This is a genomic window from Butyrivibrio sp. X503 (genome assembly GCF_003625475.1).
In the GTDB taxonomy this organism is placed as follows: domain Bacteria; phylum Bacillota; class Clostridia; order Lachnospirales; family Lachnospiraceae; genus Butyrivibrio.
Genome location: NZ_RAIQ01000004.1, coordinates 31,192 through 52,644, shown reverse-complemented (window position 1 = coordinate 52,644; position 21,453 = coordinate 31,192). Strand labels below are relative to the sequence as shown.

Here is a 21,453-nt window from a genome sequence, read left to right as displayed (position 1 = left end):
TGTCCAAGAAGTGGAGCCTTAGGCGAACACTGATTGGAGACAGCGAACCGCTGAAACCGTGGTTCTCTTAGCGAAAACGACTGATAAGGAAGTTTGAGCTTAGAGACGACTGTTGTTCCGGCGGCTGAGAGAACTTGGCGAAGTTTTTTATGAGCCTAGTTCGAACGTGTTACGCTGACCAGCGGGAAGCGTAACTTCGACTATCTGCGAGAGCGGAACTTCCTTGTGAAAAACAACGGTCCATGCGAACCGCTGAGACGCTCACTATCATATTTGCAATCTGTTTCTTATGCAGACTGCTACTATTCTACAATTCATAAATTAGGCAGTGGAATATCCATTCTGGTCACTGCTGAGATTCCAACAAAAACGTAATTAAACAAGTTTTACTGCTACTATCGCCATTCATAGCATAGTGGCAGTTGAATTTACAAAGTGAATACTGCCACTATTTTTGATTTGCAAAAAGTAGCAGTCGCAATTTTGTGGGGGATTCTGCTACTATCATCGTTTTGCATAAAGTAGCAGTTCATTATAGGAAAACTGTACTGCCACCTTTTCGGAATTCTAGATAGTAGCAGTAAGACGTGTGGAAAACAAGCTGCCACTATTACAAATAACAAGATAGTGGCAGAAGACCAATTACAAAACGAACTGCCACTATCGCAATATTTCTGATAGTAGCAGATCAAATAAAAATAATCATATAAAAAATAAATAGGAGAATTAAAAAAGAAATGATAGGTTTACAGAAATACTTAACTGAAGAAGCGGAAAGACTTAGAAAGATAAAGCAAGTAGTAGATAAAAGGCTTATAAACACTCCGGTAGGAAATCTTAGGATTACTACATCCGGAAAGCACGCACAGTACATGCATTGCATGAAAGATAATGGTATCTATAAGAAGCAAGGCAAATACTTAAAGAAAGAGGATATATCTCTTGTTAAAGCACTTGCTCAAAAAACCTATGATCAGAAAATAAAAAGACTTGTTGAGAAGAGATTAAAACAAATCCAAACAATTATTATGGATTATAGCGATAATGAGATAGAGAACATCTATATCAAGATGATTTCCACAAGACAAAATTTGGTGAATCCTGTAGAAAAAACATGGGATCAAGTGGTTTCCGATTGGAAATCAATTCCGTATTTGGAAAAAGAGTTTAGAGAAGGAACACCTGAAATATATACCAAGAAAGGTGAAAGAGTCAGGTCCAAATCAGAGAAACTAATTGCGGATACATTCTACGACATGGGCATCGAGTATAAGTACGAATGTCCGCTCGAACTCAAGGGATACGGAACAGTCTATCCCGATTTCACAATACTAAGTAAAAAGACAGGAAAAGAAATCTACTGGGAGCACGACGGTAGGATGGATGATACGCAATATTCGGAACAAGCAGTAAAGAAGATTAATTCCTATATTTCTAATGGAATATTTCCCGGATACAGATTGATACTTACTTTTGAGACTACAAAAGTGGTTCTTAATGATAGGATCATCAAAATAATGATTGATAATTATTTGATGTAAAGATTACAATGATAAAATATTATGAGAAAAAATTTTAAGAAGACTATTATTGAGGCCGTAATGCGTAAAGAACACAGAGATCCCGATTATTCAGATATAATAGGTAAACTCGTCAATTGTAAGATGGATCGCCCGCTCGGAAGTACGCATCCTAGATTTCCACAAATGGTGTACCCTGTTAACTATGGGTATGTTGAAGGGATATTTGCTGGAGACGGAGCAGAGCAGGATATTTATCTGTTGGGTATTAATGAGCCCGTTGAAGAGTATTTCGGGCGTGTTGTTGCGGTATATCACAGGCTAAATGATAATGAAGATAAATGGATCGTTGTTCCTGATGGATATGAGATTACGGAAAAAGAAATCTTGGATCAAATATCATTTCAGGAGCGATTCTTTGAGGGGGAACTCTATATGTAAAGGACCACTCCCCCGTCCCCAGGACCATTTATGGGAAATAGGAGGAAAGTACATGGAAGTATTATTGAATGAAATTGAACTTAAGGATAATGTACTGTCTGCAGAAGACTTCATAAAAATGCGTATTATCAATGGCTTCGCAGAGGTTCCGATTGAACATGCAGCGAAGGCCCTAAAAAATGGTCAGATAAATGTTTCGGTAATTTATCGGGGAGAACTGATCGGTATGGGCAGAATGGTCGGGGATGGAGCCATGTATTGGTATCTCCAGGAAATAATGGTTTTGCCTGAATATCAGAAGATGGGAATAGGAACTCTGATTGTGAATCATCTTATTGATTATGCAAAAAGGAATTCTCTAACCGGTACCTTTACTACTATCGGTGGTGTTTCTGCCAAGGGAAAAGAACCTTTTTATGAAAAACTTGGTTTTGAAATTATACCAAACGGAATCAAGAAGATGATCAAACTTCCATAGGCAGGCCATAGATTATGCTGTAAAAAATGATTGAGGAAGGTAAGTGATTTTTTGCATTATTACAGGAGATTTGTTACCTTTATATAATATACAAATTATTATTGAGGAGATAAAACTATGAAAAATAGAACTAGATTGCTTTCGCTTTTAATTGCCATGTCATTTGCTGCCACAGGTTGTGGTCATACCGGTGCTCCTGATAAAGAACCGGTTGATTCCGGGATTAACGAACCGGTCGATTCCGAGGCGGAAGAACCGGTTGATTCCGAGGTGGAAGAACCGGCCGATCAAGAGGAGAATGAGGAACCTTTGGATTCAAAGGTAAGCAAAGTCACTTGGTCTGACAGCACTAATGATTCATCCAAAACTTTTTATGGTGATGATGCAACAATAGAATTTACTTTTACAGATGGAACCACTCAGGAAGTTGTAATTGGCACCTATAGTACAGTGGATTCTATGAATAAAAATGATATGGATAATGATGGTGAAGAAGAATATGTATTCCATATCACCTATATAAATACTATTGGAGAGAATGAATTTCTCTATGTGTACAAGGTTGATGATAATAAAGCAGAGCTATGGTTTCCCGGTAATACCGGAATCACTGAAGTTGATGAGAACGCTTGCTTGGAGGAAGAGACTACAGTAGAGGTAGATGGTAAAAATAAAAATGCCATAAAGGTTGGATGTGCTGTTAGGGATGAAGGCAGAGCAAAAGCAACCTATGACGGGATTATTTATTACGATAATGGACAGTGGAATGAATATAATAAGTAAATAGCTGCACTTGTAGAAGAAAGAAAAACTAATAATAATTGCGATATTAAACAAATCGAGGTTACAGAGATGATTGATATAAAAGAATGTGATGATTATGAAGCAGCAAAGAATCTTATTTTGGACTATTCAAAGATAAAAGGGGCAGAGAACTGCTTCGTATCTCTTGATAAAGAATTAGCTGATCTAGAGGGATTTTATAAAGGTGGGGCATTGCTTCTTGGCTATGAGGATAGTGATCCGATTGCAACAATAGCAATCAAGAAACTTAATAATGATCAAGCTGAGGCAAAGAGATTATATATTAAACCTGAACAAAGAGGCAAAGGGCATGCTAGGTATATGCTCAATGCGATGTTGGATAAATGTCGCGAGTTAGGATTTAAGGAAGTTCGTTTTACTACGAAGCCTGAAGTGATGAGTATTGGGTATGCTCTCTATAAAAAGATGGGATTCGAAGAGCTTGAAAACAACGAAGGAACTGTTTTGATGAGAATGTTATTGTTATAAATATAAAGTCATCAATCAAGATAGGATTAAAAATGGACATAAATGAAATACTAACCGAATTCGTAAACCGCTCAAAAGACATATTAATGGAAGCCGAAGCGAGTACATAAAGTCATTGCTGGCAAAGAAGGAATTACCATAAAGGGCGGTAGAACAATGAACAATACAAAGTGGAATGAGATATTCAGAGCTTTTTACTATGATAATGAACTAATAAAGGATGCTCCACTCATAAGCTGGAGAACAAAAGACACAGAGACCGGCTGCTTGAGTAATTGGGACGGAACATGGACTCATTTTGGTTGTGAACCAAGGGATTGGGACAAGATTGAATATCTTCAGATTCAGCTGACGCCGGAAAATAAAACTTATGTTATGGAATGTCTTAAAAGGATCCATGTTCCCGGAACAGTTGAAAATGGAGTTGCTACAGTTTACGGCTACAGAACAGATGTTGATTATATCTAAACACTGGAGATAGAAAAATGAAAGTAAGAGATATTAGTCTTCCGAATATTATCAAGGTAAGAATGGACTTTTATAAAGGATATGAAAAAGAACATACTAATACAGCGGCAGGTGAAGAAAAGGCTTATATTGAAGAAACGGAACTTTATGGTGGTTTCAAAACTGGGTTTATTTTAAGGCCTATCGTTAAAAGGTGAAATGTGTTCAAAGCCAGTATTTATCGTGCTTTAGAGCTGCTGGCTGCCATGTTGAGACGGTGGTTTTGCTGACAAAGGTTGAACACAGTTGAATATAAAAACGTAAGTGGCTTAACGGTGCGCTTTGTAGCTAACGTTAAAAAGTGTTAGCAAGTCGAAGCGGACCGTTATTTTTATGCTCTTTCGAAAGTGTATGGGAATTGGACCACGCTAGAGTCGAGACGTCGGACCTGTTGGATTTGAAAAGTGAATACAGTTTAACGATAGCTTTTTGGGGCTCAAAAGAAATGCAGACTATAAGCCGGCTTGTGCTGTCCGGATTATAACCCATATATTTGTAGTAAGATAGAATCGAAGGGAAGAACTGATCAAGAAAGGAGTGGTCTATTATGAAAGAAAAATGCATAGGATACTTGGCTCCTCAGTATTACAACGACAAAATACAGCCAGGACATCCGGCTGTGTTTGATGAACTTTTGAAAGAGTTCACGGTAAAGGCACAAGAAATTCCACAACCTTGTTGGTTTGATAAGGGTTCTGAATTATTTTACTCATATGAAGGAAAGTCCTATAGCATCTTTCCAGGAATGCTTGATTGCTCTGGTGAGGTACTTGCGATAATTAAGGATGAACTAATAGATAGAATGTATGAGTTAGGGGCATATGAAATGTTCTATGCAGGTATGCCAGATTAATGAAAGGAGACCAGCTATATGCTTAGTAAGCCTGATTATGGATGGAGTGAATTTCAAATATGTGATGATCACGCATACAGTTTGAGCTATCTTACTGATGTTGCTTATGAATGGCTTGATCAAGCTATTCATGGGTTACAGACGTTGGCACCATTTGCTGTGCATGGTTACTGTGAACCCGGAAGGATGGTATGTTTAGTAAGTTATTATACATGCTATGTAGTTTTTGAAGCAGATGGTGGCTGGGGTGAGAAGAATGACTATAAAGATTTGTTTGGAGTAGATCTCTCCATGATTGATTTTTGCAGAGCCTTATACCATGACATTAGTTCTGATCTGGAAGAGTGGGTTAGATGGGATTTGCATGATCCTGCTGACGATGATGATGACGAAGAAGCGCAGGAAACACGGGCCATGATAATTGAGCGTAGGAATGAGATTTCTGAGAAACTTGAACAATTAAGGAATCTTATACAGGAAAACGAAGTGAGTTGGACACCGCATCACTGTTTCTTCTAAGCAGAGTAGAATTTATGTTTATTTAATGGACTTTTGATTCTTCAATTTGATAATATGTAATCACCATAAAGAGAAGGCGAGAGACAAGCTCAATGACCCTTCCGCAACCTACTGTTTATAGCAAGGTGCGAATGCTTGTATGATGGGCCTTATAAGTAAGCGTGGCTCATCAGTCGATGGGCCTCTTTTTATGGGAATTTTCATAAAAGGAGGAATAAGCAATGAAGCTTATATATCATGATGATTCAAGAAAACGCACTTATGAGGAAGTGTATAAAGATTGCCAGAGAGGATATGGTATCAAGGAACCGGATAAGGTTCATGGATTTGCGGGTTTTTTCTATAGACTCTCAGACATATATGCTTATGGCAGGTTGGAAAAATGGCTTGAAAATAATGACAAGATGGAAGAGGAACTCCTGAAGTTTATAAAACGCTTCTATAGAGGCGATTATGGATTCGTTACAAGTCTGGAGCATGATAATAATGTTGAGAACAGGTGGCTTTGTGGAACATGCAGCTGGACAATAGGAAGGTATTCTTTTGATGATGTAAATGTTTCCAACTCTTATGGTGGTGTGGTTTTAGAGTTTTTGGGGGATTATGGATTATTCTACAGCATAGAAGAGGACATGAGCGAGGTATATGCTGTAGAGCATAAGAATCCAAATTTCAGGCATGCTATAGGATACAATAGATTTGTATGAATAAAGCAACAAGCAACACAGACAGACTACCAGGACTAATAAATACAGCAACAAATATGGTTCATCCGGAGAACTTGAAAGGTATAATGTTTATCATGTGGCGATGATATTGCGACATGCAAAGGATGGAAAGAAGTATCTATATGACATAATGAACATAAAAAAAGAAACGAGCGACCTTTTCCAGTCCGAAGACTTTACTCAGTAAAAAACCCATTTCTTAAGTTTTATGGTAAGGGCACTTTTTGGAATTGTCAACGATAATTACATAAGCATCGTGACAAAGTGTCACGATGCTCTATATTCCATAAGTGTTGTATTCTGCCAGTCTCCGAATTTGTCTTTAGCAATACGTTCTCTGTAACCGATTTCCCTAAAACCACATTTCTTGTGGAGAGCAATGCTGGCTTTGTTGACGGAGATTATTGCAGAATAGATGCTCCAGTATCCAAGCTTTTGACTCTCGCTGATAAGATGATTTACAAGAGCCGTCCCGATGCCTTTTCCCTTATGCGCAGAATCAATGTAAACACTCATTTCAACTGCACCTTTGTAGACGCAACGACTGGAAGTGGGACTTATAGATATCCAGCCAACAACCATACCGTCTTCTTCATAGACATATCTACATTCCTTGATATGACTTTTATCCCATTCTTCAAAGCTGGGACATTCGGTGTTGAATGTGGCGATACCACTGTCCAAACCCTGTTTATAGATATCAGCTACTCTAGTCCAATCCGTATCAAGCATTTTTCTTATCACAACAATTCTCCTCCGTTTTACAACATTTATTCTCTGCTTTTAAGCATGCAGCATTATAAAGCTGCAAAGCCTCTAAAACCATATTCTGTTTATCTTTTTCAATGTATGAGAACACTTTTTTGAACTTATCATACATATCATTTTCAATTTTGTTGAATCTGGCTTCGCCATCTTTGGTCAGCGATAAAACGACGCTTCGGCGATCTTTTTTAGAAGGCTCACGCAGTACAAAGCCTTTTTGCACAAGTTCTTCTATAGCGCGGCTGATACCACTTTTATCAAGCTTAAGAGTCCGGGCTAAGTCTTTGATGCATATGCCCGGTTGTCGTCCGATCTCTACTACAAGAAAACACTGCAGAGTATTGATGTTGCACTGGCTGCAATCGGATTGATTCATGTTTTCCAGATTGCGTTCCAGCTCTCGTGTGTATTCACGAAATAGCTTTACTTTATCCATATGGCTCCTCCTGTTGAAGAATAGCATATAGAATTTAGTTGCAAATGTCAACTGTTTACATAAACAACAAAATTTACATTATTATAAATTATAAAGTTTATGCAAAAAATGAGGAGATTGATGCTATCTAGTATCGGTGCCGAATTTTTTGTTTGCTTGAAATATTGATGATATAGTTGTATTATAAAAGTGAAAACAATGATTTCAAATATATGAGGCACAACTATGGTAATTGATTATATCATTGAAAATTTTACAGATGGGGAACCTATTTTTATAGATGAACTACCAGGAAAATCCAAGGATTATCTTCGGCAGGAGATGAAAAAGCTTGTAGACGAGGGTAAGCTGGAAAGACTGTATAACGGAGTATATTACTTGCCTTATGTCACTATACTTGGCACAAAAGGAAGAATCTCTGTTGACAAGTATATAGATAAAAAGTATCTAAATGCAGATGGAGTAGTTTCAGGTTATATTACAGGGCTTCAATTAGCTAACAAGTATGGTTTTACTACGCAAATTCCATCATGCTATGAAATTTGTAGCAATGAGGCTACTACTAAGCAGAGAAAGCTGGATTTTGACGGCAATACAATTATAGTTTATAAACCTGTGGAAACAGTTACCGAACGGAATAAATCAGCATTACAGTTTCTTGATCTAATGACTAATATTGATAAATACAGTGAAATCAAAGGAACTGAACTATTAAAAAAACTGAAAAAGTATGTGAAAACCCTAGGCTTGGACTTTTCTGTTGTTAAAGAGTACCTTCCGTTTTATCCAGACAAAGTATATAGAAACATTTATGAAGGAGGCTTGATGCGTGAGCTGGTTTAAGGGACTCAAACAGGAATGGAAGGAGATAATAGAAACCGTATCTCGTGAGGTGAACAGAACTCCGCAGATGATAGAAAAAGATACAATACAATCGATGTTTCTGCTTGAATTATCTCAAACAGAACTTCCATTTGTATTTAAGGGTGGTACATCACTTTCAAAAGGATATGGCCTGATTGATAGATTTTCTGAAGATATTGATTTATCTATGAATCTGAAACCTACAGAATTTGAAAAAAGACAGATTAAAGCTGAAATAGAGAGAATTGCAGATGGTCTGGGAATGGTGTTGGATAATCCGGAGAATATACAGTCTAGGCATAGCTATAACAAATATGTGTATGAGTATGAATCTCTCTTTAGTGATATTCCTCTTGAACTGATAGTGGAAACAAGTTTATATCAGACAGTATATCCTGTTGAAAAACATGTAGTAAAAAGCTTTGTTGGAGACTTCTGCCAAAAGAATGGGATCACTTTGCCAATTCCTTTTGATGCTGCATTAGTAACGATGAACATTCAATCTTTAGAAAGAACATTTGTAGATAAGGTTTTTGCTATATGTGATTATAGAATTAAGGATATGCAGGATAGAGATTCCAGACATCTATATGATATAGCTAAAATACTTCCTCATATTGAAATGGGTAAGGAACTTGATGAGCTTATAGATGATGTCAGAGATGATAGGATGTTATCTAAAAACAATCCTTCTGCACAGCTTGAGCATAACATTCCTTCAATGCTCCATGAGATTATAGATAGCAGGTTCTACGAATCTGATTACAATAATATCACTAAGAGGTTGCTTTATGAGGATGTATCGTATAATGAAGCAATTCAAAGTGGAATAGCAGTTATAGCAGATATGGATGTATTCGAGTATAAAAAATGATTCAGCAGCCTTTAAATCTGGGTATGAAATCGCGCCCATTTCGAAAGGCTGTTTTTTATATCAAAAAAATGTAAAGGAACCTTGACACAAACACGCCATCATGTTATATTCTAAAACGTAAAGGAAACTTGTCAAAAAATATTGGAGGAGATGAGTTGGAAAACATTGTAGAAAAGCTGCGCAAGGAACGTGGTCTAAATCAGGATGAATTTGCCAAAGCGATCCGTGTTTCCAGGCAGACGGTCAGTTCAATTGAGAACGGGAAGTATAATCCGTCCCTTGAGCTAGCATTTGATATTGCTGATTTTTTCGGCATGACAATAGAAGAAATCTTTATTCATAAGGGAGGTGACAACAATGAATAAGAGCTATCTGAATAAGGGTATAATATTGGTGCTTGTAGGCATATGCTTAGTAATAGCTGCAATTTTTACAAAGAGTGCGTTTGATGGTTTGTTATGGGGACTCGCCGGAGGAGCTTTAGGCCCCGGCATTGGAATACTCATTAAGCATTTTTATTTGTCTGTTCCCAAGAATCAGGAGAGGTATCAAGAGAGCCTTGAGCAGAAAGAAATCAATGCTCATGATGAACTAAATGAGAAGCTACGCGACAGATCAGGCAGGATTGCTTATAACATCGGGCTTTATATATTATGTTTTTCTGTGGTGTTATTCGCTATTCTTGGAAAAGCAGGAATGATCATCGATCACAAGATCATTGTGCTGTATTTGGTTGGTTTGATGATCCTGCAGTACGTTATTGGTATCGGAGTGTACTATCAGTTAAGAAAAAAATATTGATCTATGTTTTATAAAGGACTACAAAGAAAAGCGAGGCAACTATGATCATAGAGACAGAAAGATTATTCTTACGTGAAATGAATATGGATGATTTTGATGCGTTGTATGCCGTCCTTGCTGACCCGGATATTATGCAGCACTATCCTTATACTTTTGATGAGGAACGCGTCAGAAATTGGATCGAGCGAAACATGAATCGTTATAAAGAAAATGGCTTTGGTCTGTGGGCGGTATGTCTAAAGGAAACAGGAGAAATGATCGGCGACTGCGGACTAACATTGCAGAACATTGATGGAAAGATGCTTCCTGAGATTGGCTATCACATCCGCAAGGATTGCCAACGTAAAGGATATGCTAAGGAAGCGGCAAGTGCGGTGCGCGATTGGGCTTTTGAGAATACCGATTATCCTTCGCTGTATTCTTACTGCAAGTATACCAACGAGGCCTCATATAAGACCGCAGAAGCAATAGGAATGCACTTTGATAAAGAGTATCCTGACGAGGCTAATAAGATCACACATGTATCAGTGATCCATAAATTCAATAAATAAAACAAGTCATGTTTAATGTTAGACAAAAGAGGAAGTGAAAAATGAGTTTTGTTTTTGTTGCGCTTGGAGGCGCACTTGGAGCAGTAGCAAGATATGCGATCAGTTTGATACCGGTAAAAGGGCAGTTTCCGATACTTACTTTGGTGACTAATATTCTGGGTGCGATCATTATAGGTTTTATCGTTGGATTAACAGATAAAAAAGCTGACGTATCGCCCAATACAGTGCTCTTTTGGAAGACCGGTGTATGTGGCGGATTTACAACATTTTCAACGTTTTCACTTGAAGCATATAAGCTCTTTGAAAACAAGGCATACATGCTTGGAGGATTATATACGGCGCTGAGCGTTTTCTTTTGCCTTTTTGGGGTTTTCTTGGGAAAGAAGATTGCAACAGTTATAGGATGATTCATTATGAACACAATACTAACTCAATTCGTAGACAGATCAAAAGACATTTTAAAAGAAAACCTGGTAGGAGTATACCTGCACGGTTCTGCTGTTATGGGATGCTACAATCCCAAGAAGAGCGACCTCGATCTCATCATTGTTGTAAACGGAGCGATGTCTGATAGCGAGAAAAAAGCTTTCATGGACATGGTCGTTGAGCTAAATGAAAACGGCCCGGCAAAAGGCATAGAGATGAGTGTCGTAAAGAGAGAGGTGTGTAAGCCCTTTGTTTATCCGACACCGTTTGAACTGCACTTTTCGGTGATGCATCTTGGATGGTACAAGGACAATCCGGATGACTACATTCAGAAGATGAACGGAGAAGATTCAGATCTTGCGGCTCATTTTACCATCATCAAGAAAAGAGGCAAGTGCCTTTACGGCGATCCGATAGATGAGGTTTTCGGTGAAGTTCCGAGCGCCGACTACATGGATTCCATCAAGGATGATATCGCGGAAGCCGAGGATGACATCGTGGACAATACGATGTACATAACGCTCAATCTGGCGAGAGTTTTGGCATACAAAAAAGATGATCTCGTCCTCTCCAAAAAAGAGGGCGGCGAGTGGGCTCTTAACGCGGTCCCCCAGGAATATCACGATCAGATAAAAGAAGCTATGCGTGAATATGAAACCGGAGGAAACGCTTCTTACGACATAGAGCTTGCCAAACGCTATGCACGATACATGCTAAAAGAAATCAATTGAGACTGACAGAAGGGAAGAGGAAAAACTATGGCATCATGGATGGTACACTTAAGGATCACGGACGCTCTTTTGGATAGGTTAAAAGAGCTTGATGAGACCGCGTTTGTTATCGGAAACATCGCACCTGACAGCGGAGTTCCGAATGAGGACTGGTCTGTATTTACACCGTCAAAAAATATTTCTCATTTTAAAGGGGATTCAAAGGACAGGACATATGTCGGCGTAGATGAATTTGCCGATCGCTATTTTACGGATGAAAAGATAAGGAAATACAATAAGCGTGAGTATTCATTTTTCCTTGGCTACTACACACATCTTTTGACTGACAGAGAGTGGACCTATATGACTCACTCAGAAGGCGTTAACGAGGAAAATGCACGCAAGGAAAACATGTCTCTGATTGATTTCATTTGGAAGAATAAAGCGGACTGGTATGATCTTGATTTCTTATATCTTGAAGAACACCCCGATTTTAGAGCGTTCAATATTTACGAGAACGCAACAAAGGAAGAGCTTTCCAATGATTTTATGGAGGAATTTCCGGACTATGCATTTGAGAACAGGCGTGAATATATATGCGGATTTTACAGAAGTGATAACCATGGCGATCTTCACAGAGAATATAAGTATTTGACCAAAGAGCGTGCTGAAAGGTTCGTAAAAGAAACTGTGGACATTATCATGGATGCTTTAGACACGCGAAATGAGGGGGAAAGAGCGATTGGCGAATAAAGACGGTTTATTTTTTCATATTATCAAATAATTGTTTTATATTTTGCTAAATTAGCTATTGTATTATTATACTGTTTGCTTTAGAATTACAAATGTATTAAGAAAGCTGTTAAAAAACACACATGATAACAGCTCAAAAAATTTATGGTTTTGGAAGGAGAAATAAAATGAGCGAAAATAATTTTGGGGCAAACAATGAGAACAATGGTTTCGACAACCAGTACAGCACACCTGAGTATCAGACACCTGTAAACGATGGTGGCGGATTTGGATGGGGACTTCTTGGTTTCTGTATTCCTCTTGTAGGACTTATCCTTTTCCTTGTATGGAAGGATACAAAGCCTAATTCATCAAAGGCTGCCGGAATGGGAGCACTTATTTCAGTGATCATTTCTGTTATCTACTACATCGCAGTATTCGCATTGGGTATCGGCGCAAGTATGTAATGATAACAGGACTAAAGATATGATAGAAAGTATTTATCGCTGGCTTCCCAGGATATTTGGTTGTCACTGTCGGAGCGACAGATCGTTCTTTTACAAAGGACGCCAATTTCCGATATGCGCTAGATGTACCGGTGAACTTGCCGGAATAATGGTTAGCATTATATTGTTCTGGTTTTGGAAGCCGACGATACTGATTTCACTGCTTATGATGATACCGGCCATGGTTGACGGTTTAGTCCAGCGCTTTACTAGCTATGAAAGCACAAACCTTAAACGAGTGATCACAGGTTTTTTCTTAGGGATAGCGCTCTCTGCATTGATCGCACATTTTACGATCTTTGCATATATGAACGGATATCATTTCGGGCAGACTCTTAGATCAAGATAAAAGATATTTACCCGCCTTCTGGAATTATTTCCGGGAAGCGGGTAAAATTATTTTATAAACATGACAGTATGTTGTCATGTTAAAAGAGCTATCATATTCATGGAGAGCAGGAAATATGAAGATTGACAGACTGATCGGAATATTATCGATTCTTTTGCAAAAGGAGATGACCACTGCGCCGGAGCTCGCAGAGCACTTTGAAGTTTCAAGAAGAACTATCAACAGAGACATTGAAGCGCTGTGTAAAGCCGGAGTCCCGATACAGACCACGCAGGGTACAGGCGGCGGCATCAGTATAATGAACGGCTATCGCATGGATAGGACTATCCTCACATCCAAAGATATGCAGGTGATCCTGGCGGGTCTTCGTAGCCTGGACAGTGTGAGCGGAAGTAAGTATTACGGACAGCTCATGGAGAAGCTTCAGACCGGCTCTTCCGAATTGATCAGCGGAAAAGATTCCATGCTCATCGACCTTTCGTCGTGGTACAAGACTTCTCTTGCTCCGAAGATAGCAACCATTCAGGATGCGATCGAGAACAGACATATCATTTCTTTTAAATACTATGCACCTACAGGCGAGAGCACGCGTACCATTGAGCCGTACTATGTCGTATTTAAGTGGAGTAGCTGGTACGTATACGGCTGGTGCAGAAAGAGAAAAGACTACAGACTCTTTAAGCTGAACAGAATGGATATGCTCAAGGACACAGGGAAGGATTTTGTCTGCAGAAATGCACCGCTTCCGGACCTTGAAACGGAGAATATCTATCCGATGGAGATAAAGGTGAAAGCTCTTTTTACTCCTGATGTAAAGTGGCGGCTTGTAGAAGAGTTCGGCCCCGGATGCTATCAGGAAACCAAAGACGGAAAGCTTTTGTTTACCGCAGATTACACCGATGCGGACTATTTTATAGGTTGGATAATGACATTCGGAGATAAGGCAGAGGTACTGGAACCTGAAGATGTGCGTAAGCGGATCAGGGAGATAGTTACCGCTATGACTAAAACTTACAAGGAGGAATAGGTAATGAACAAGGATGAGATGTTTAATACCATCAACAGTACATTCGAGGAGTTAAAGGCTGCACTTGAGGGAGATGACCTTGCGAAGATCAAAGAGCTTACTTTGGAGCTCCATGCGTTGGTGCACCCTGCTGAGATTTCGGGCAGAGCTGAGAAGACAGTAGCGGATATAGTGCTCGATCATATGCTTGCCGGAAATCAGAACGAGATCGTTCAGAGGGAAACCTGGGATGCGGATCTTCACTATGCGGGAAGCAAGACGGTTCCCTTGTGCTGGCAGCTTTGGCATACTTATAGGATCGAGGATTTAGTAAGTAATATACTTATGGAGAACGGTCAGCAGATATTTAATGATGAGTGGCAGAAGAAGATCGGTTCATCAATAACCGATACGGGTAACGCTCTTGAGCCCGATGAATTAACAGAGTGGGCCAAGAACATAAACGCTGAGGAGCTTAAGAACTACATGATAACCGTCGGCAAGAACACGCGCCGGATCCTCTCGGGACTTACCTTAGAACAGATCAAGAACATGGTACCAGAGGAATGGGTCATGAGGATACTGGAAGAGGGCGGCGTCACGACTGATTTTCGTTCGGTATGGCTGCTCGTATTCTGGGGAAGACTTACTATCGGAGGTATGATCTTAACACCGATGACATCGCACCACATGATGCATCTTCCGACGAGCATTGATAAGATCCTTGGATCTAAGTAATAAGGAGTGACCTATGCATTTTGTTGATGCAAAAGGAATATTAACTTCACATAACGGTCTTAACGGGATGAACATCTACAGAGGTTGTACTCACGGCTGCATCTATTGCGACTCAAGGAGCAAGTGCTATCAATTCACGCATGATTTCGAGGATATCGAAGTTAAGCAGAATGCACCACAGCTCCTTGAAAAGGCGCTCAGATCTAAGCGGAAGAAGTGCATGATAGGTACGGGGGCAATGTCGGATCCGTACATGCACTGCGAAGAGCAGCTTGAGCTCACAAGGAAGTGTCTTGAGATCATTTCAAGATATGAGTTCGGACTTGCGATCCAGACCAAATCAGATAGGATACTTCGTGATATAGACCTTCTTGAAGAGATAAACAGGAAGGCTAAGTGCGTTGTCCAGATGACTCTGACGACCTATGACGATGAGCTTTGCAAGATCATTGAGCCGAATGTCTGCAACACCAAACGCCGCATAGAGGTTCTTGAAGAATTGCAGAAAAGAGGAATTCCGACCGTAGTATGGATGACGCCGATCCTGCCCTTTATAAACGACACGGAAGAGAATTTGATTCCAATACTTAATGAATGCGCCCGTGTTGGCGTTAAGGGCATCATAATATTCGGAATGGGGCTTACTTTAAGAGAAGGCGACAGAGAATATTACTACGCGGCGCTCGATAAGCATTTCCCCGGAATGAAGTCGCGCTATATCAAGACATACGGTAATGCCTATGAGCTTCAGAGCCCGAATGAGAAAGCTCTTTTGACCATATTCAATAAGTTCTGTGCAGAGCACGGGATCATCTCGGATCCGTACAAGTGCTTTGGATATCTAAATGATCTGCCGGATAAATACGAGCAGATATCTTTCATAAATTAATCAAATTGCTTCTGTAACACTCCTGTGCTACCATTGAAATAGAGGTAATTTGTATGCGAAATGATGTTAATGAAACAAGCCATCTCATCGGGGATGACGGTGTATACGAGAATGTCAAGATCAGACAGGCCAAGGTGTTTATAGCGCTTTGCAGGATCATTACCGTTGCGCTTGCAGTGCTTGGCTTTATGGCGCTGTTTGTCGGAACAAGGTAGGGATAAGTATGTATAACATCAAAAAGCGAATTTATGAAGTGCTTGAAGTTTCAAGTGTTGGTGACAAATCCAGTAGGGCCTATGACGTTATGATAACTGCAGCCGTCATTGTAGGTCTTCTTCCCATGACTATGAAAGGGGAGAATACGTACACCCGCATCATCGAGCTTTTTACGAGCCTTATCTTTTTTGCTGATTACTGCGCAAGAGTCTATACTGCGGATTACAAGATGGGCTTTAAGAGCGTAAGGACTTATTTTGCTTATATCCTTACGCCTCTTGCGATCATGGATATTTTGTCCATTCTACCCGTTATAGCACTGTTTGTGCCTGTTTCCGGCTTTATCCGCCTTCTTAAGCTCTTTAGATTTTTTAGAATATTCAAACTAATCCGTTATTCAAAGACTATGATAATAATTGCCAACGTGCTCAGGAAGGTTAAGACGCAGCTATTGGCAGTTCTTATTCTGATACTTGTGTATATTTTTGTATCCGCCATGCTGGTATTTCAGCTTGAACCGGATCTTTTTAACACGTTCTTTGATGCCCTTTATTGGGCAACTATATCTATCACGACTATCGGATACGGTGATATCTCGCCCGTTACTCCGGTAGGACGTATGATCACCATGATCTCTGCGCTTATGGGAATGGCTGTCATTGCGCTTCCTACAGGTATCATCACCGCTTCCTACATGAATGAGATCACCAGGAAAAAGTCCAAATACGAGCTTTGAAAAATTGCATAATTTTATAAAAAGTTAATGATTTGCCGATAAGATTTAGAATAAATTTACGAACAAAATGGTAAGATGTATATATAACGTTTTTAATTGTCAGATAATTATTCCCGGCAAGTTTTTCATTGGTGTGTCAAGGAGGCTGAGTAATGAAGAAGATCAACGATTTGAAGATTTACGTTAAGATGAGTCTTGTAATTGGTCTTGTTATTCTAATCGGACTTGGAGCTATTTACGGCATAATCAATACAACAACAAGATCTATTATGAGAAAACAGACAGAGGTAAGGCTGGCTGAGCTTACCGAGAGCCGTGCGATCATAATTGATAAGCACCTGACGGAATTGCAAAGGCTTTGTAATACCTATGCAAGAGACCCTAAGGTCGTTTACCTCATGGAGCACGTAGACGACGCGGAGGCACAGCAGGATGCACAGAAGGCTTTGGAGAGTATTGTCACGACCAGACCTGACATAGAGAGTATGTACGTAGCCGATGATGCCACCAAGGTTTACACTCATACCGATAAATCATTTGTCGGACAGATAGCCAATGCCGAACTTGCAGGCTTTACTCAGATCATTGATACTCTGGGCGGACAGTTTGTCGCAGGTATTGTTCTTTCGCCGGCAACCAATACGAACGTTGCGATGGCTTTTTCAAATGTTTATAATGCAGCGGGCAAGGCCATAGGTTTTGTCGGAAGCTGCGTTTATGTTGAAGAGCTTCAGGATATTATCGTCGGACTTAGCGCCGAGGGACTTGATGAGGCGCAGATGTATCTGCTTAGCAGTGGAGACCCCAATACCGATTCACCTCCGGCTTATGTATTTGCACCCGATCCCGCACTTCTTGGAGTAGCAATCGAAGATCCAAATCACCTTGCTGCAATTGAAAAAATGCAGGAAAATCCCGAGGGATTCTTTATGTTTAACAGAGCGGGAACCGGCAAGATGATCATGTCATACAGAAGTATCCCCGCTTTCGGATTCTGTTTCATAGTAGAAGATCCCGAAAGTGATTTCATGAGCGATATAAATGCTCTTAGTAATAAGATTCTTATTTTGACTGTTATCGTGTTCATCCTTTCACTTGTAGGAGTCATCCTTGTATCCAAAGCAATATCCAAGGATATCGAGGGAGTTACACACGTTATCAAGGATCTTGGAACACTTGATATCACCAAGCAGGCTGCACTTGCTAAATACGACGGACGTAAGGATGAGGTCGGACTTATTGCAAATGCTACCAAGAACCTTTCGGGAGCTGTTGAATCGACGATCAGATCGCTTCGTACACTTTCCGGAAATCTGCAGTCCGGTTCCGGCAAGCTTCGTGAGAATTCGGAGTCAACACTTGAATCTATCGGTCAGGTTGATGTAGCGGTTCACGATATTGCTCAGGGCGCAACCAATCAGTCTATCGAGACCAAGAATGCTACCGATTCCGTAAAAGAGATCGGAGTTATGGTTGAGGAGACCAAGGAAAAGACAATGCAGTTAAAAGAGGCTTCTCAGTCCATGCAGGATTCTTCCAAGAAAGCGGGAGAGATCCTTCGAGAACTCGGAGAGGTCAACGAAAAGACCAAGCAGGCGGTCGATGCGATGTACGAGCAGACGGCAGAGACAAGCCATTCCGCGGACCAGATCGCAAAGGCTTCAGAGCTTATTGCATCTATCGCTACCCAGACCAATCTTTTGTCACTGAATGCTTCTATTGAGGCTGCAAGAGCAGGAGATGCGGGACGAGGATTTGCGGTTGTTGCCGGTGAGATCGGTTCACTTGCTTCACAGACCGCAGATACAACGAAAGAGATCAACGATATCATCCAGCAGCTTATCGATAACTCTAAGAGATCGATCGAGGCTATGGATGACGTTAAGAAGATAATTGACAGACAGAATGAATATGTTCAGCAGACCAAGGAGATATTCGGATCTGTTGAGGGTGAGATCATCAATAACCTCGAAAGTATCGATGAGATCTCGTCAACGGTTGAGAGACTTGATAATATCCGTGAATCCGTTGTCGGTGTTGTTGAATCGCTGTCGTCGATCGCAGAGACCAATGCCGCAACAACTCAGGAGACCAGTGCTTCTACATCTGTTGTAAGCAATATGATGGAAGAAGTTTCTTCGATCGCTACACAGATTTCCGATATCGCAAACGATGTACAGAAGGATATCGATGTATTTAAGATTTCAGACGAAGCTCCGGAAGAAGTTTGGGAAGAAGTTCCGGAAGAAATTTCCGAAGAATTACCTGAAGAATAAAAGAATAGTGTTTGACTTGATTTATTAAGAAGTTGGGAGGCGGTAATGTTGATTTCGTTACCGCCTCTTTATATCCATGAGGGGATTTATCTTAGTGAAGGGACATTTAAGTAAGAGCAAACAACTTCGAATAGAGTTTATTCGTTGGGTAGTGATATGCGTGGCAGTTAATATCATTGCCCTTAGAATCACGGCTTTTTTTAATCTTCCGATATATCTTGATACTATCGGAACTATTTCTATGGCGTTTGTGTGGGGACAATTACCTGCAATTGTGGTAGCTGTCCTGACATATCTTATCTATGGCTTTTTTATTCCCGATTCTATGTGCTATGCAATGATAGGAGTTTTTGTGGCCATCAGGGCTACGGTATATATCGGGAAAGAAAATATAACTATTAAAAAATTACTCTGCTTTATTCTGGATTCCGCATTTATGAGCGGTGTATTCGGTGCGCTCTTTCAGTGGCTGCTTTTAGAAAAACCCCAGCTCAATTACATAAATGATACCGCTAGGCTTATGGGCGGTTCCAGTGAAAAGAACTTTGTTATAGCAATGATAATTCTGGTCATAACGCTTAATGTGATCGATAAGAGCATCTCCGTTCTGGCTGCATATGGTCTGTATAGACTGGTTCCTCAGGATTTAAGGATGATAATGTGGAACAGCAGATGGAAACAGACACCTCTTTCCAACAAAGAGAGAAAAGAAATAGTGCAGAACAGCAAAAAGGGCAACACATCCATTATGGTAAAAGTTGTGGTTGTCCTCATGCTTGTTACGATTTTTACATCCGTTATCCTCGGAGTGGTAAGTTCCAGAGTCAATTTTGATGAGGCAAAAGAAAGAGGAAGAAATATGTCGGCTGATGTCGCCAAACTGGTGGCGACTTCGATAGAACAAAGATATCTTGAGGCATTTGCCCAAAAGAATGTCAAGGTTAACGAATACAGAGATGTTAAGTATCTTCAGTATAACGAAATGCTAATGTCTCTAAAAGAATCGATTCCTTTGATCGAACGTCTATATGTTTTTGATATAAAAGATGACAGCATATATATGATTTTTGATACAGACGAGGATTTCCAAAAGAGCGGCATTTTAGGTGAAAAGACAGATGATGCAAATTTCCTTATGGATTCACTGAATGTACTTTATGACGGACCGGAAAGCGGTTCCCGCGAGTCTATCGGAAAATACGGTTATCTGATCACTTCTTATGAACAGATACATGCAACGGAAGATAAAGCCTTTTATGTAGGTGCGGAAGTTTCGCTTAAAGATTACAACATGTTCCTGAAAAAATATGTGATCAAAATAACTTTGACCTTCTCGGGATTCTGCGCGCTAATTCTTTCGTGCGGTTTTATGATGGCGGCGCACAATCTTGTTTATCCGATAGGTGCTCTCGAAATGCGCATTGACGAGTTTATGGAGAGTATAGAAGATCAGGATGAACTCGATGAGAGTGTTCGAAAGCTTGAAAGACTTGATATAAGGACCAATGACGAGCTTGAGAGGCTCTATAATTCCATTTGCAAGATGGCCAATACGACAGCCGAACAGATGCGAAATGTTTTGACACTCGCACAGTCCAATGAAAAGATGCAGGCCGGACTTGTGGCCACTATGGCGGATATCGTGGAAAGTCAGAACATCGACTCAAAAGCGCATATTCAGAAGACGACCGCTTATGTGCGGATCATATTGGAAGGACTAAAGAGGAAAGGCTATTACCCTGAGAAACTTACTCTCAAATATATGAAGGATGTTGAGATGTCTACGCCTCTTTATGACATAGGCAAGATCAAGATACCCGAATCAATCCTCAATAAACCGGATGCGCTTACCGATGAGGAATTTGAGATCATGAAGACTCATACAATTGAGGGTAAAAAGATATTGGACAATACGATAAGCTCCATGAAGGGAGAAAACTATCTCAAAGAGGCAAGGAACATGGCAGCTTACCATCATGAACACTGGGACGGCACAGGATATCCCGAGGGACTTCACGGAGAAGTTATTCCTTTGTCTGCGCGTATCATGGCAATTGCAGATGTATTTGATGCGGTAACGTCACTGCGTGTATATAAATCTGCGTCGAACTACCAAGATGCGTTGGATGTAATCCTTGACGGTTCGGGAACCAGATTTGATCCAAAGTGTGTAGAGGCATTTGCTGATTCATTCAGCGAAGTTAAGAACATTCTGAGAAAATATTCCTGATATGATTAC

Annotated in this window: 29 protein-coding genes and 1 riboswitch; of the genes, 27 read left to right on the top strand and 2 right to left on the bottom strand. The window is 40.2% G+C overall.

The window, feature by feature from the left end; genetic code table 11:
- Positions 1-737: 737 nt before the first annotated feature.
- The 10 genes from D6853_RS08015 (at position 738) to D6853_RS07970 (ending at position 6,318) form a co-directional block, all read left to right on the top strand.
- Positions 738-1,541 (top strand): hypothetical protein, encoded by an 804-nt coding sequence (locus D6853_RS08015; protein ID WP_120657498.1) that lies wholly within the window; start codon positions 738-740, stop codon positions 1,539-1,541.
- Between the two features lie 21 nt (positions 1,542-1,562).
- The gene (locus D6853_RS08010; RefSeq protein ID WP_330541884.1) at positions 1,563-1,961 is read left to right on the top strand and encodes a hypothetical protein; all 399 of its coding nucleotides are present in this window, start codon (positions 1,563-1,565) and stop codon (positions 1,959-1,961) included.
- A gap of 52 nt (positions 1,962-2,013) precedes the next feature.
- Positions 2,014-2,439 (top strand): GNAT family N-acetyltransferase, encoded by a 426-nt coding sequence (locus D6853_RS08005; protein WP_158588699.1) that lies wholly within the window; start codon positions 2,014-2,016, stop codon positions 2,437-2,439.
- Between the two features lie 117 nt (positions 2,440-2,556).
- A complete protein-coding gene (locus D6853_RS08000) occupies positions 2,557-3,222 on the top strand; it encodes a hypothetical protein (protein ID WP_120657496.1) in 666 nt (221 codons plus the stop codon).
- A gap of 69 nt (positions 3,223-3,291) precedes the next feature.
- Positions 3,292-3,732, top strand: a complete 441-nt coding sequence (locus D6853_RS07995) for a GNAT family N-acetyltransferase (RefSeq protein WP_120657495.1) — start codon at positions 3,292-3,294, stop codon at positions 3,730-3,732.
- 156 nt (positions 3,733-3,888) lie between these two features.
- Positions 3,889-4,200 carry a DUF6678 family protein gene (locus tag D6853_RS07990; protein WP_120657494.1) on the top strand — a complete coding sequence of 104 codons (312 nt, stop codon included), beginning with the start codon at positions 3,889-3,891 and terminating at the stop codon, positions 4,198-4,200.
- Between the two features lie 17 nt (positions 4,201-4,217).
- Positions 4,218-4,397: a hypothetical protein gene (locus tag D6853_RS07985; protein WP_120657493.1), complete on the top strand. Its 180-nt coding sequence runs from the start codon at positions 4,218-4,220 to the stop codon at positions 4,395-4,397.
- Positions 4,398-4,786: 389 nt separating this feature from the next.
- The gene (locus D6853_RS07980) at positions 4,787-5,092 is read left to right on the top strand and encodes a hypothetical protein (RefSeq protein ID WP_120657492.1); all 306 of its coding nucleotides are present in this window, start codon (positions 4,787-4,789) and stop codon (positions 5,090-5,092) included.
- A gap of 18 nt (positions 5,093-5,110) precedes the next feature.
- Entirely contained in the window at positions 5,111-5,611 is a 501-nt protein-coding gene (locus D6853_RS07975; protein WP_120657491.1) for a hypothetical protein, read from the top strand.
- Positions 5,612-5,671: 60 nt separating this feature from the next.
- Positions 5,672-5,757: riboswitch (SAM riboswitch) on the top strand.
- A gap of 75 nt (positions 5,758-5,832) precedes the next feature.
- Complete coding sequence (locus D6853_RS07970; protein ID WP_120657490.1) at positions 5,833-6,318, top strand: hypothetical protein; 486 nt, start codon at positions 5,833-5,835, stop codon at positions 6,316-6,318.
- A gap of 288 nt (positions 6,319-6,606) precedes the next feature.
- On the opposite strand, the gene D6853_RS07965 is transcribed toward D6853_RS07970, so the two are convergent.
- Positions 6,607-7,083 carry a GNAT family N-acetyltransferase gene (locus D6853_RS07965; protein WP_243108319.1) on the bottom strand — a complete coding sequence of 159 codons (477 nt, stop codon included), beginning with the start codon at positions 7,081-7,083 and terminating at the stop codon, positions 6,607-6,609.
- Positions 7,064-7,540 carry a MarR family winged helix-turn-helix transcriptional regulator gene (locus D6853_RS07960; RefSeq protein ID WP_158588698.1) on the bottom strand — a complete coding sequence of 159 codons (477 nt, stop codon included), beginning with the start codon at positions 7,538-7,540 and terminating at the stop codon, positions 7,064-7,066. The genes D6853_RS07965 and D6853_RS07960 overlap by 20 nt, the downstream gene beginning before the upstream one ends.
- Before the next feature lie 225 nt (positions 7,541-7,765).
- On the opposite strand from D6853_RS07960, the gene D6853_RS07955 reads away from it, so the two are divergent.
- The 17 genes from D6853_RS07955 to D6853_RS07880 all read left to right on the top strand — a co-directional run bounded on the left by D6853_RS07955 (position 7,766) and on the right by D6853_RS07880 (position 21,444).
- Positions 7,766-8,383, top strand: a complete 618-nt coding sequence (locus tag D6853_RS07955) for a hypothetical protein (RefSeq protein WP_120657488.1) — start codon at positions 7,766-7,768, stop codon at positions 8,381-8,383.
- The gene (locus tag D6853_RS07950; RefSeq protein ID WP_120657487.1) at positions 8,370-9,278 is read left to right on the top strand and encodes a nucleotidyl transferase AbiEii/AbiGii toxin family protein; all 909 of its coding nucleotides are present in this window, start codon (positions 8,370-8,372) and stop codon (positions 9,276-9,278) included. The genes D6853_RS07955 and D6853_RS07950 overlap by 14 nt, the downstream gene beginning before the upstream one ends.
- Before the next feature lie 155 nt (positions 9,279-9,433).
- Complete coding sequence (locus D6853_RS07945) at positions 9,434-9,643, top strand: helix-turn-helix transcriptional regulator (protein ID WP_120657486.1); 210 nt, start codon at positions 9,434-9,436, stop codon at positions 9,641-9,643.
- Positions 9,636-10,079, top strand: coding sequence for a hypothetical protein (locus D6853_RS07940; protein ID WP_120657485.1), 444 nt, complete (start codon positions 9,636-9,638; stop codon positions 10,077-10,079). Before D6853_RS07945 ends, D6853_RS07940 begins: the two co-directional genes overlap by 8 nt.
- A 41-nt stretch (positions 10,080-10,120) precedes the next feature.
- Positions 10,121-10,630, top strand: coding sequence for a GNAT family N-acetyltransferase (locus D6853_RS07935; RefSeq protein WP_120657484.1), 510 nt, complete (start codon positions 10,121-10,123; stop codon positions 10,628-10,630).
- A 41-nt stretch (positions 10,631-10,671) separates the two neighbouring features.
- The gene (gene crcB, locus D6853_RS07930) at positions 10,672-11,037 is read left to right on the top strand and encodes a fluoride efflux transporter CrcB (protein WP_120657483.1); all 366 of its coding nucleotides are present in this window, start codon (positions 10,672-10,674) and stop codon (positions 11,035-11,037) included.
- A 6-nt stretch (positions 11,038-11,043) separates the two neighbouring features.
- The gene (locus D6853_RS07925; protein ID WP_120657482.1) at positions 11,044-11,787 is read left to right on the top strand and encodes an aminoglycoside adenylyltransferase domain-containing protein; all 744 of its coding nucleotides are present in this window, start codon (positions 11,044-11,046) and stop codon (positions 11,785-11,787) included.
- Positions 11,788-11,814: 27 nt separating this feature from the next.
- Complete coding sequence (locus D6853_RS07920; protein WP_120657481.1) at positions 11,815-12,519, top strand: zinc dependent phospholipase C family protein; 705 nt, start codon at positions 11,815-11,817, stop codon at positions 12,517-12,519.
- A gap of 167 nt (positions 12,520-12,686) precedes the next feature.
- Entirely contained in the window at positions 12,687-12,965 is a 279-nt protein-coding gene (locus D6853_RS07915; RefSeq protein WP_120657480.1) for a zinc ribbon domain-containing protein, read from the top strand.
- Positions 12,966-12,984: 19 nt separating this feature from the next.
- A complete protein-coding gene (locus D6853_RS07910; RefSeq protein WP_120657479.1) occupies positions 12,985-13,353 on the top strand; it encodes a DUF2085 domain-containing protein in 369 nt (122 codons plus the stop codon).
- Between the two features lie 115 nt (positions 13,354-13,468).
- Entirely contained in the window at positions 13,469-14,380 is a 912-nt protein-coding gene (locus D6853_RS07905; RefSeq protein ID WP_120657478.1) for a helix-turn-helix transcriptional regulator, read from the top strand.
- A gap of 3 nt (positions 14,381-14,383) precedes the next feature.
- Positions 14,384-15,097, top strand: a complete 714-nt coding sequence (locus tag D6853_RS07900; protein WP_120657477.1) for a hypothetical protein — start codon at positions 14,384-14,386, stop codon at positions 15,095-15,097.
- A gap of 13 nt (positions 15,098-15,110) precedes the next feature.
- A complete protein-coding gene (locus tag D6853_RS07895; RefSeq protein WP_120657476.1) occupies positions 15,111-15,986 on the top strand; it encodes an SPL family radical SAM protein in 876 nt (291 codons plus the stop codon).
- A gap of 53 nt (positions 15,987-16,039) precedes the next feature.
- Positions 16,040-16,201, top strand: a complete 162-nt coding sequence (locus D6853_RS15280) for a hypothetical protein (RefSeq protein WP_158588697.1) — start codon at positions 16,040-16,042, stop codon at positions 16,199-16,201.
- An 8-nt stretch (positions 16,202-16,209) separates the two neighbouring features.
- Positions 16,210-16,938, top strand: coding sequence for a potassium channel family protein (locus D6853_RS07890; protein WP_120657475.1), 729 nt, complete (start codon positions 16,210-16,212; stop codon positions 16,936-16,938).
- A gap of 152 nt (positions 16,939-17,090) precedes the next feature.
- Entirely contained in the window at positions 17,091-19,214 is a 2,124-nt protein-coding gene (locus D6853_RS07885) for a methyl-accepting chemotaxis protein (RefSeq protein WP_120657474.1), read from the top strand.
- A gap of 94 nt (positions 19,215-19,308) precedes the next feature.
- The gene (locus tag D6853_RS07880) at positions 19,309-21,444 is read left to right on the top strand and encodes an HD domain-containing phosphohydrolase (protein WP_147367728.1); all 2,136 of its coding nucleotides are present in this window, start codon (positions 19,309-19,311) and stop codon (positions 21,442-21,444) included.
- The last annotated feature ends 9 nt before the right edge of the window (positions 21,445-21,453 follow it).

Excerpts from the sequence above, each read along its gene's own strand:
- D6853_RS07915 (WP_120657480.1), top strand. The coding sequence starts at position 12,687 with ATGAGCGAAAATAATTTTGGGGCAAACAATGAGAACAATGGTTTCGAC.
- crcB (WP_120657483.1), top strand. The coding sequence starts at position 10,672 with ATGAGTTTTGTTTTTGTTGCGCTTGGAGGCGCACTTGGAGCAGTAGCA.
- D6853_RS15280 (WP_158588697.1), top strand. The coding sequence starts at position 16,040 with ATGCGAAATGATGTTAATGAAACAAGCCATCTCATCGGGGATGACGGT.
- D6853_RS07975 (WP_120657491.1), top strand. The coding sequence starts at position 5,111 with ATGCTTAGTAAGCCTGATTATGGATGGAGTGAATTTCAAATATGTGAT.
- D6853_RS07920 (WP_120657481.1), top strand. The coding sequence starts at position 11,815 with ATGGCATCATGGATGGTACACTTAAGGATCACGGACGCTCTTTTGGAT.
- D6853_RS08000 (WP_120657496.1), top strand. The coding sequence starts at position 2,557 with ATGAAAAATAGAACTAGATTGCTTTCGCTTTTAATTGCCATGTCATTT.
- D6853_RS07985 (WP_120657493.1), top strand. The coding sequence starts at position 4,218 with ATGAAAGTAAGAGATATTAGTCTTCCGAATATTATCAAGGTAAGAATG.
- D6853_RS07905 (WP_120657478.1), top strand. The coding sequence starts at position 13,469 with ATGAAGATTGACAGACTGATCGGAATATTATCGATTCTTTTGCAAAAG.
- D6853_RS07990 (WP_120657494.1), top strand. The coding sequence starts at position 3,889 with ATGAACAATACAAAGTGGAATGAGATATTCAGAGCTTTTTACTATGAT.
- D6853_RS08005 (WP_158588699.1), top strand. The coding sequence starts at position 2,014 with ATGGAAGTATTATTGAATGAAATTGAACTTAAGGATAATGTACTGTCT.
- D6853_RS07900 (WP_120657477.1), top strand. The coding sequence starts at position 14,384 with ATGAACAAGGATGAGATGTTTAATACCATCAACAGTACATTCGAGGAG.
- D6853_RS07970 (WP_120657490.1), top strand. The coding sequence starts at position 5,833 with ATGAAGCTTATATATCATGATGATTCAAGAAAACGCACTTATGAGGAA.
- D6853_RS07955 (WP_120657488.1), top strand. The coding sequence starts at position 7,766 with ATGGTAATTGATTATATCATTGAAAATTTTACAGATGGGGAACCTATT.
- D6853_RS07960 (WP_158588698.1), bottom strand. The coding sequence starts at position 7,540 with ATGGATAAAGTAAAGCTATTTCGTGAATACACACGAGAGCTGGAACGC.
- D6853_RS07995 (WP_120657495.1), top strand. The coding sequence starts at position 3,292 with ATGATTGATATAAAAGAATGTGATGATTATGAAGCAGCAAAGAATCTT.
- D6853_RS07940 (WP_120657485.1), top strand. The coding sequence starts at position 9,636 with ATGAATAAGAGCTATCTGAATAAGGGTATAATATTGGTGCTTGTAGGC.
- D6853_RS07980 (WP_120657492.1), top strand. The coding sequence starts at position 4,787 with ATGAAAGAAAAATGCATAGGATACTTGGCTCCTCAGTATTACAACGAC.
- D6853_RS07910 (WP_120657479.1), top strand. The coding sequence starts at position 12,985 with ATGATAGAAAGTATTTATCGCTGGCTTCCCAGGATATTTGGTTGTCAC.
- D6853_RS07935 (WP_120657484.1), top strand. The coding sequence starts at position 10,121 with ATGATCATAGAGACAGAAAGATTATTCTTACGTGAAATGAATATGGAT.
- D6853_RS08010 (WP_330541884.1), top strand. The coding sequence starts at position 1,563 with ATGAGAAAAAATTTTAAGAAGACTATTATTGAGGCCGTAATGCGTAAA.
- D6853_RS07925 (WP_120657482.1), top strand. The coding sequence starts at position 11,044 with ATGAACACAATACTAACTCAATTCGTAGACAGATCAAAAGACATTTTA.
- D6853_RS07895 (WP_120657476.1), top strand. The coding sequence starts at position 15,111 with ATGCATTTTGTTGATGCAAAAGGAATATTAACTTCACATAACGGTCTT.
- D6853_RS08015 (WP_120657498.1), top strand. The coding sequence starts at position 738 with ATGATAGGTTTACAGAAATACTTAACTGAAGAAGCGGAAAGACTTAGA.
- D6853_RS07890 (WP_120657475.1), top strand. The coding sequence starts at position 16,210 with ATGTATAACATCAAAAAGCGAATTTATGAAGTGCTTGAAGTTTCAAGT.
- D6853_RS07885 (WP_120657474.1), top strand. The coding sequence starts at position 17,091 with ATGAAGAAGATCAACGATTTGAAGATTTACGTTAAGATGAGTCTTGTA.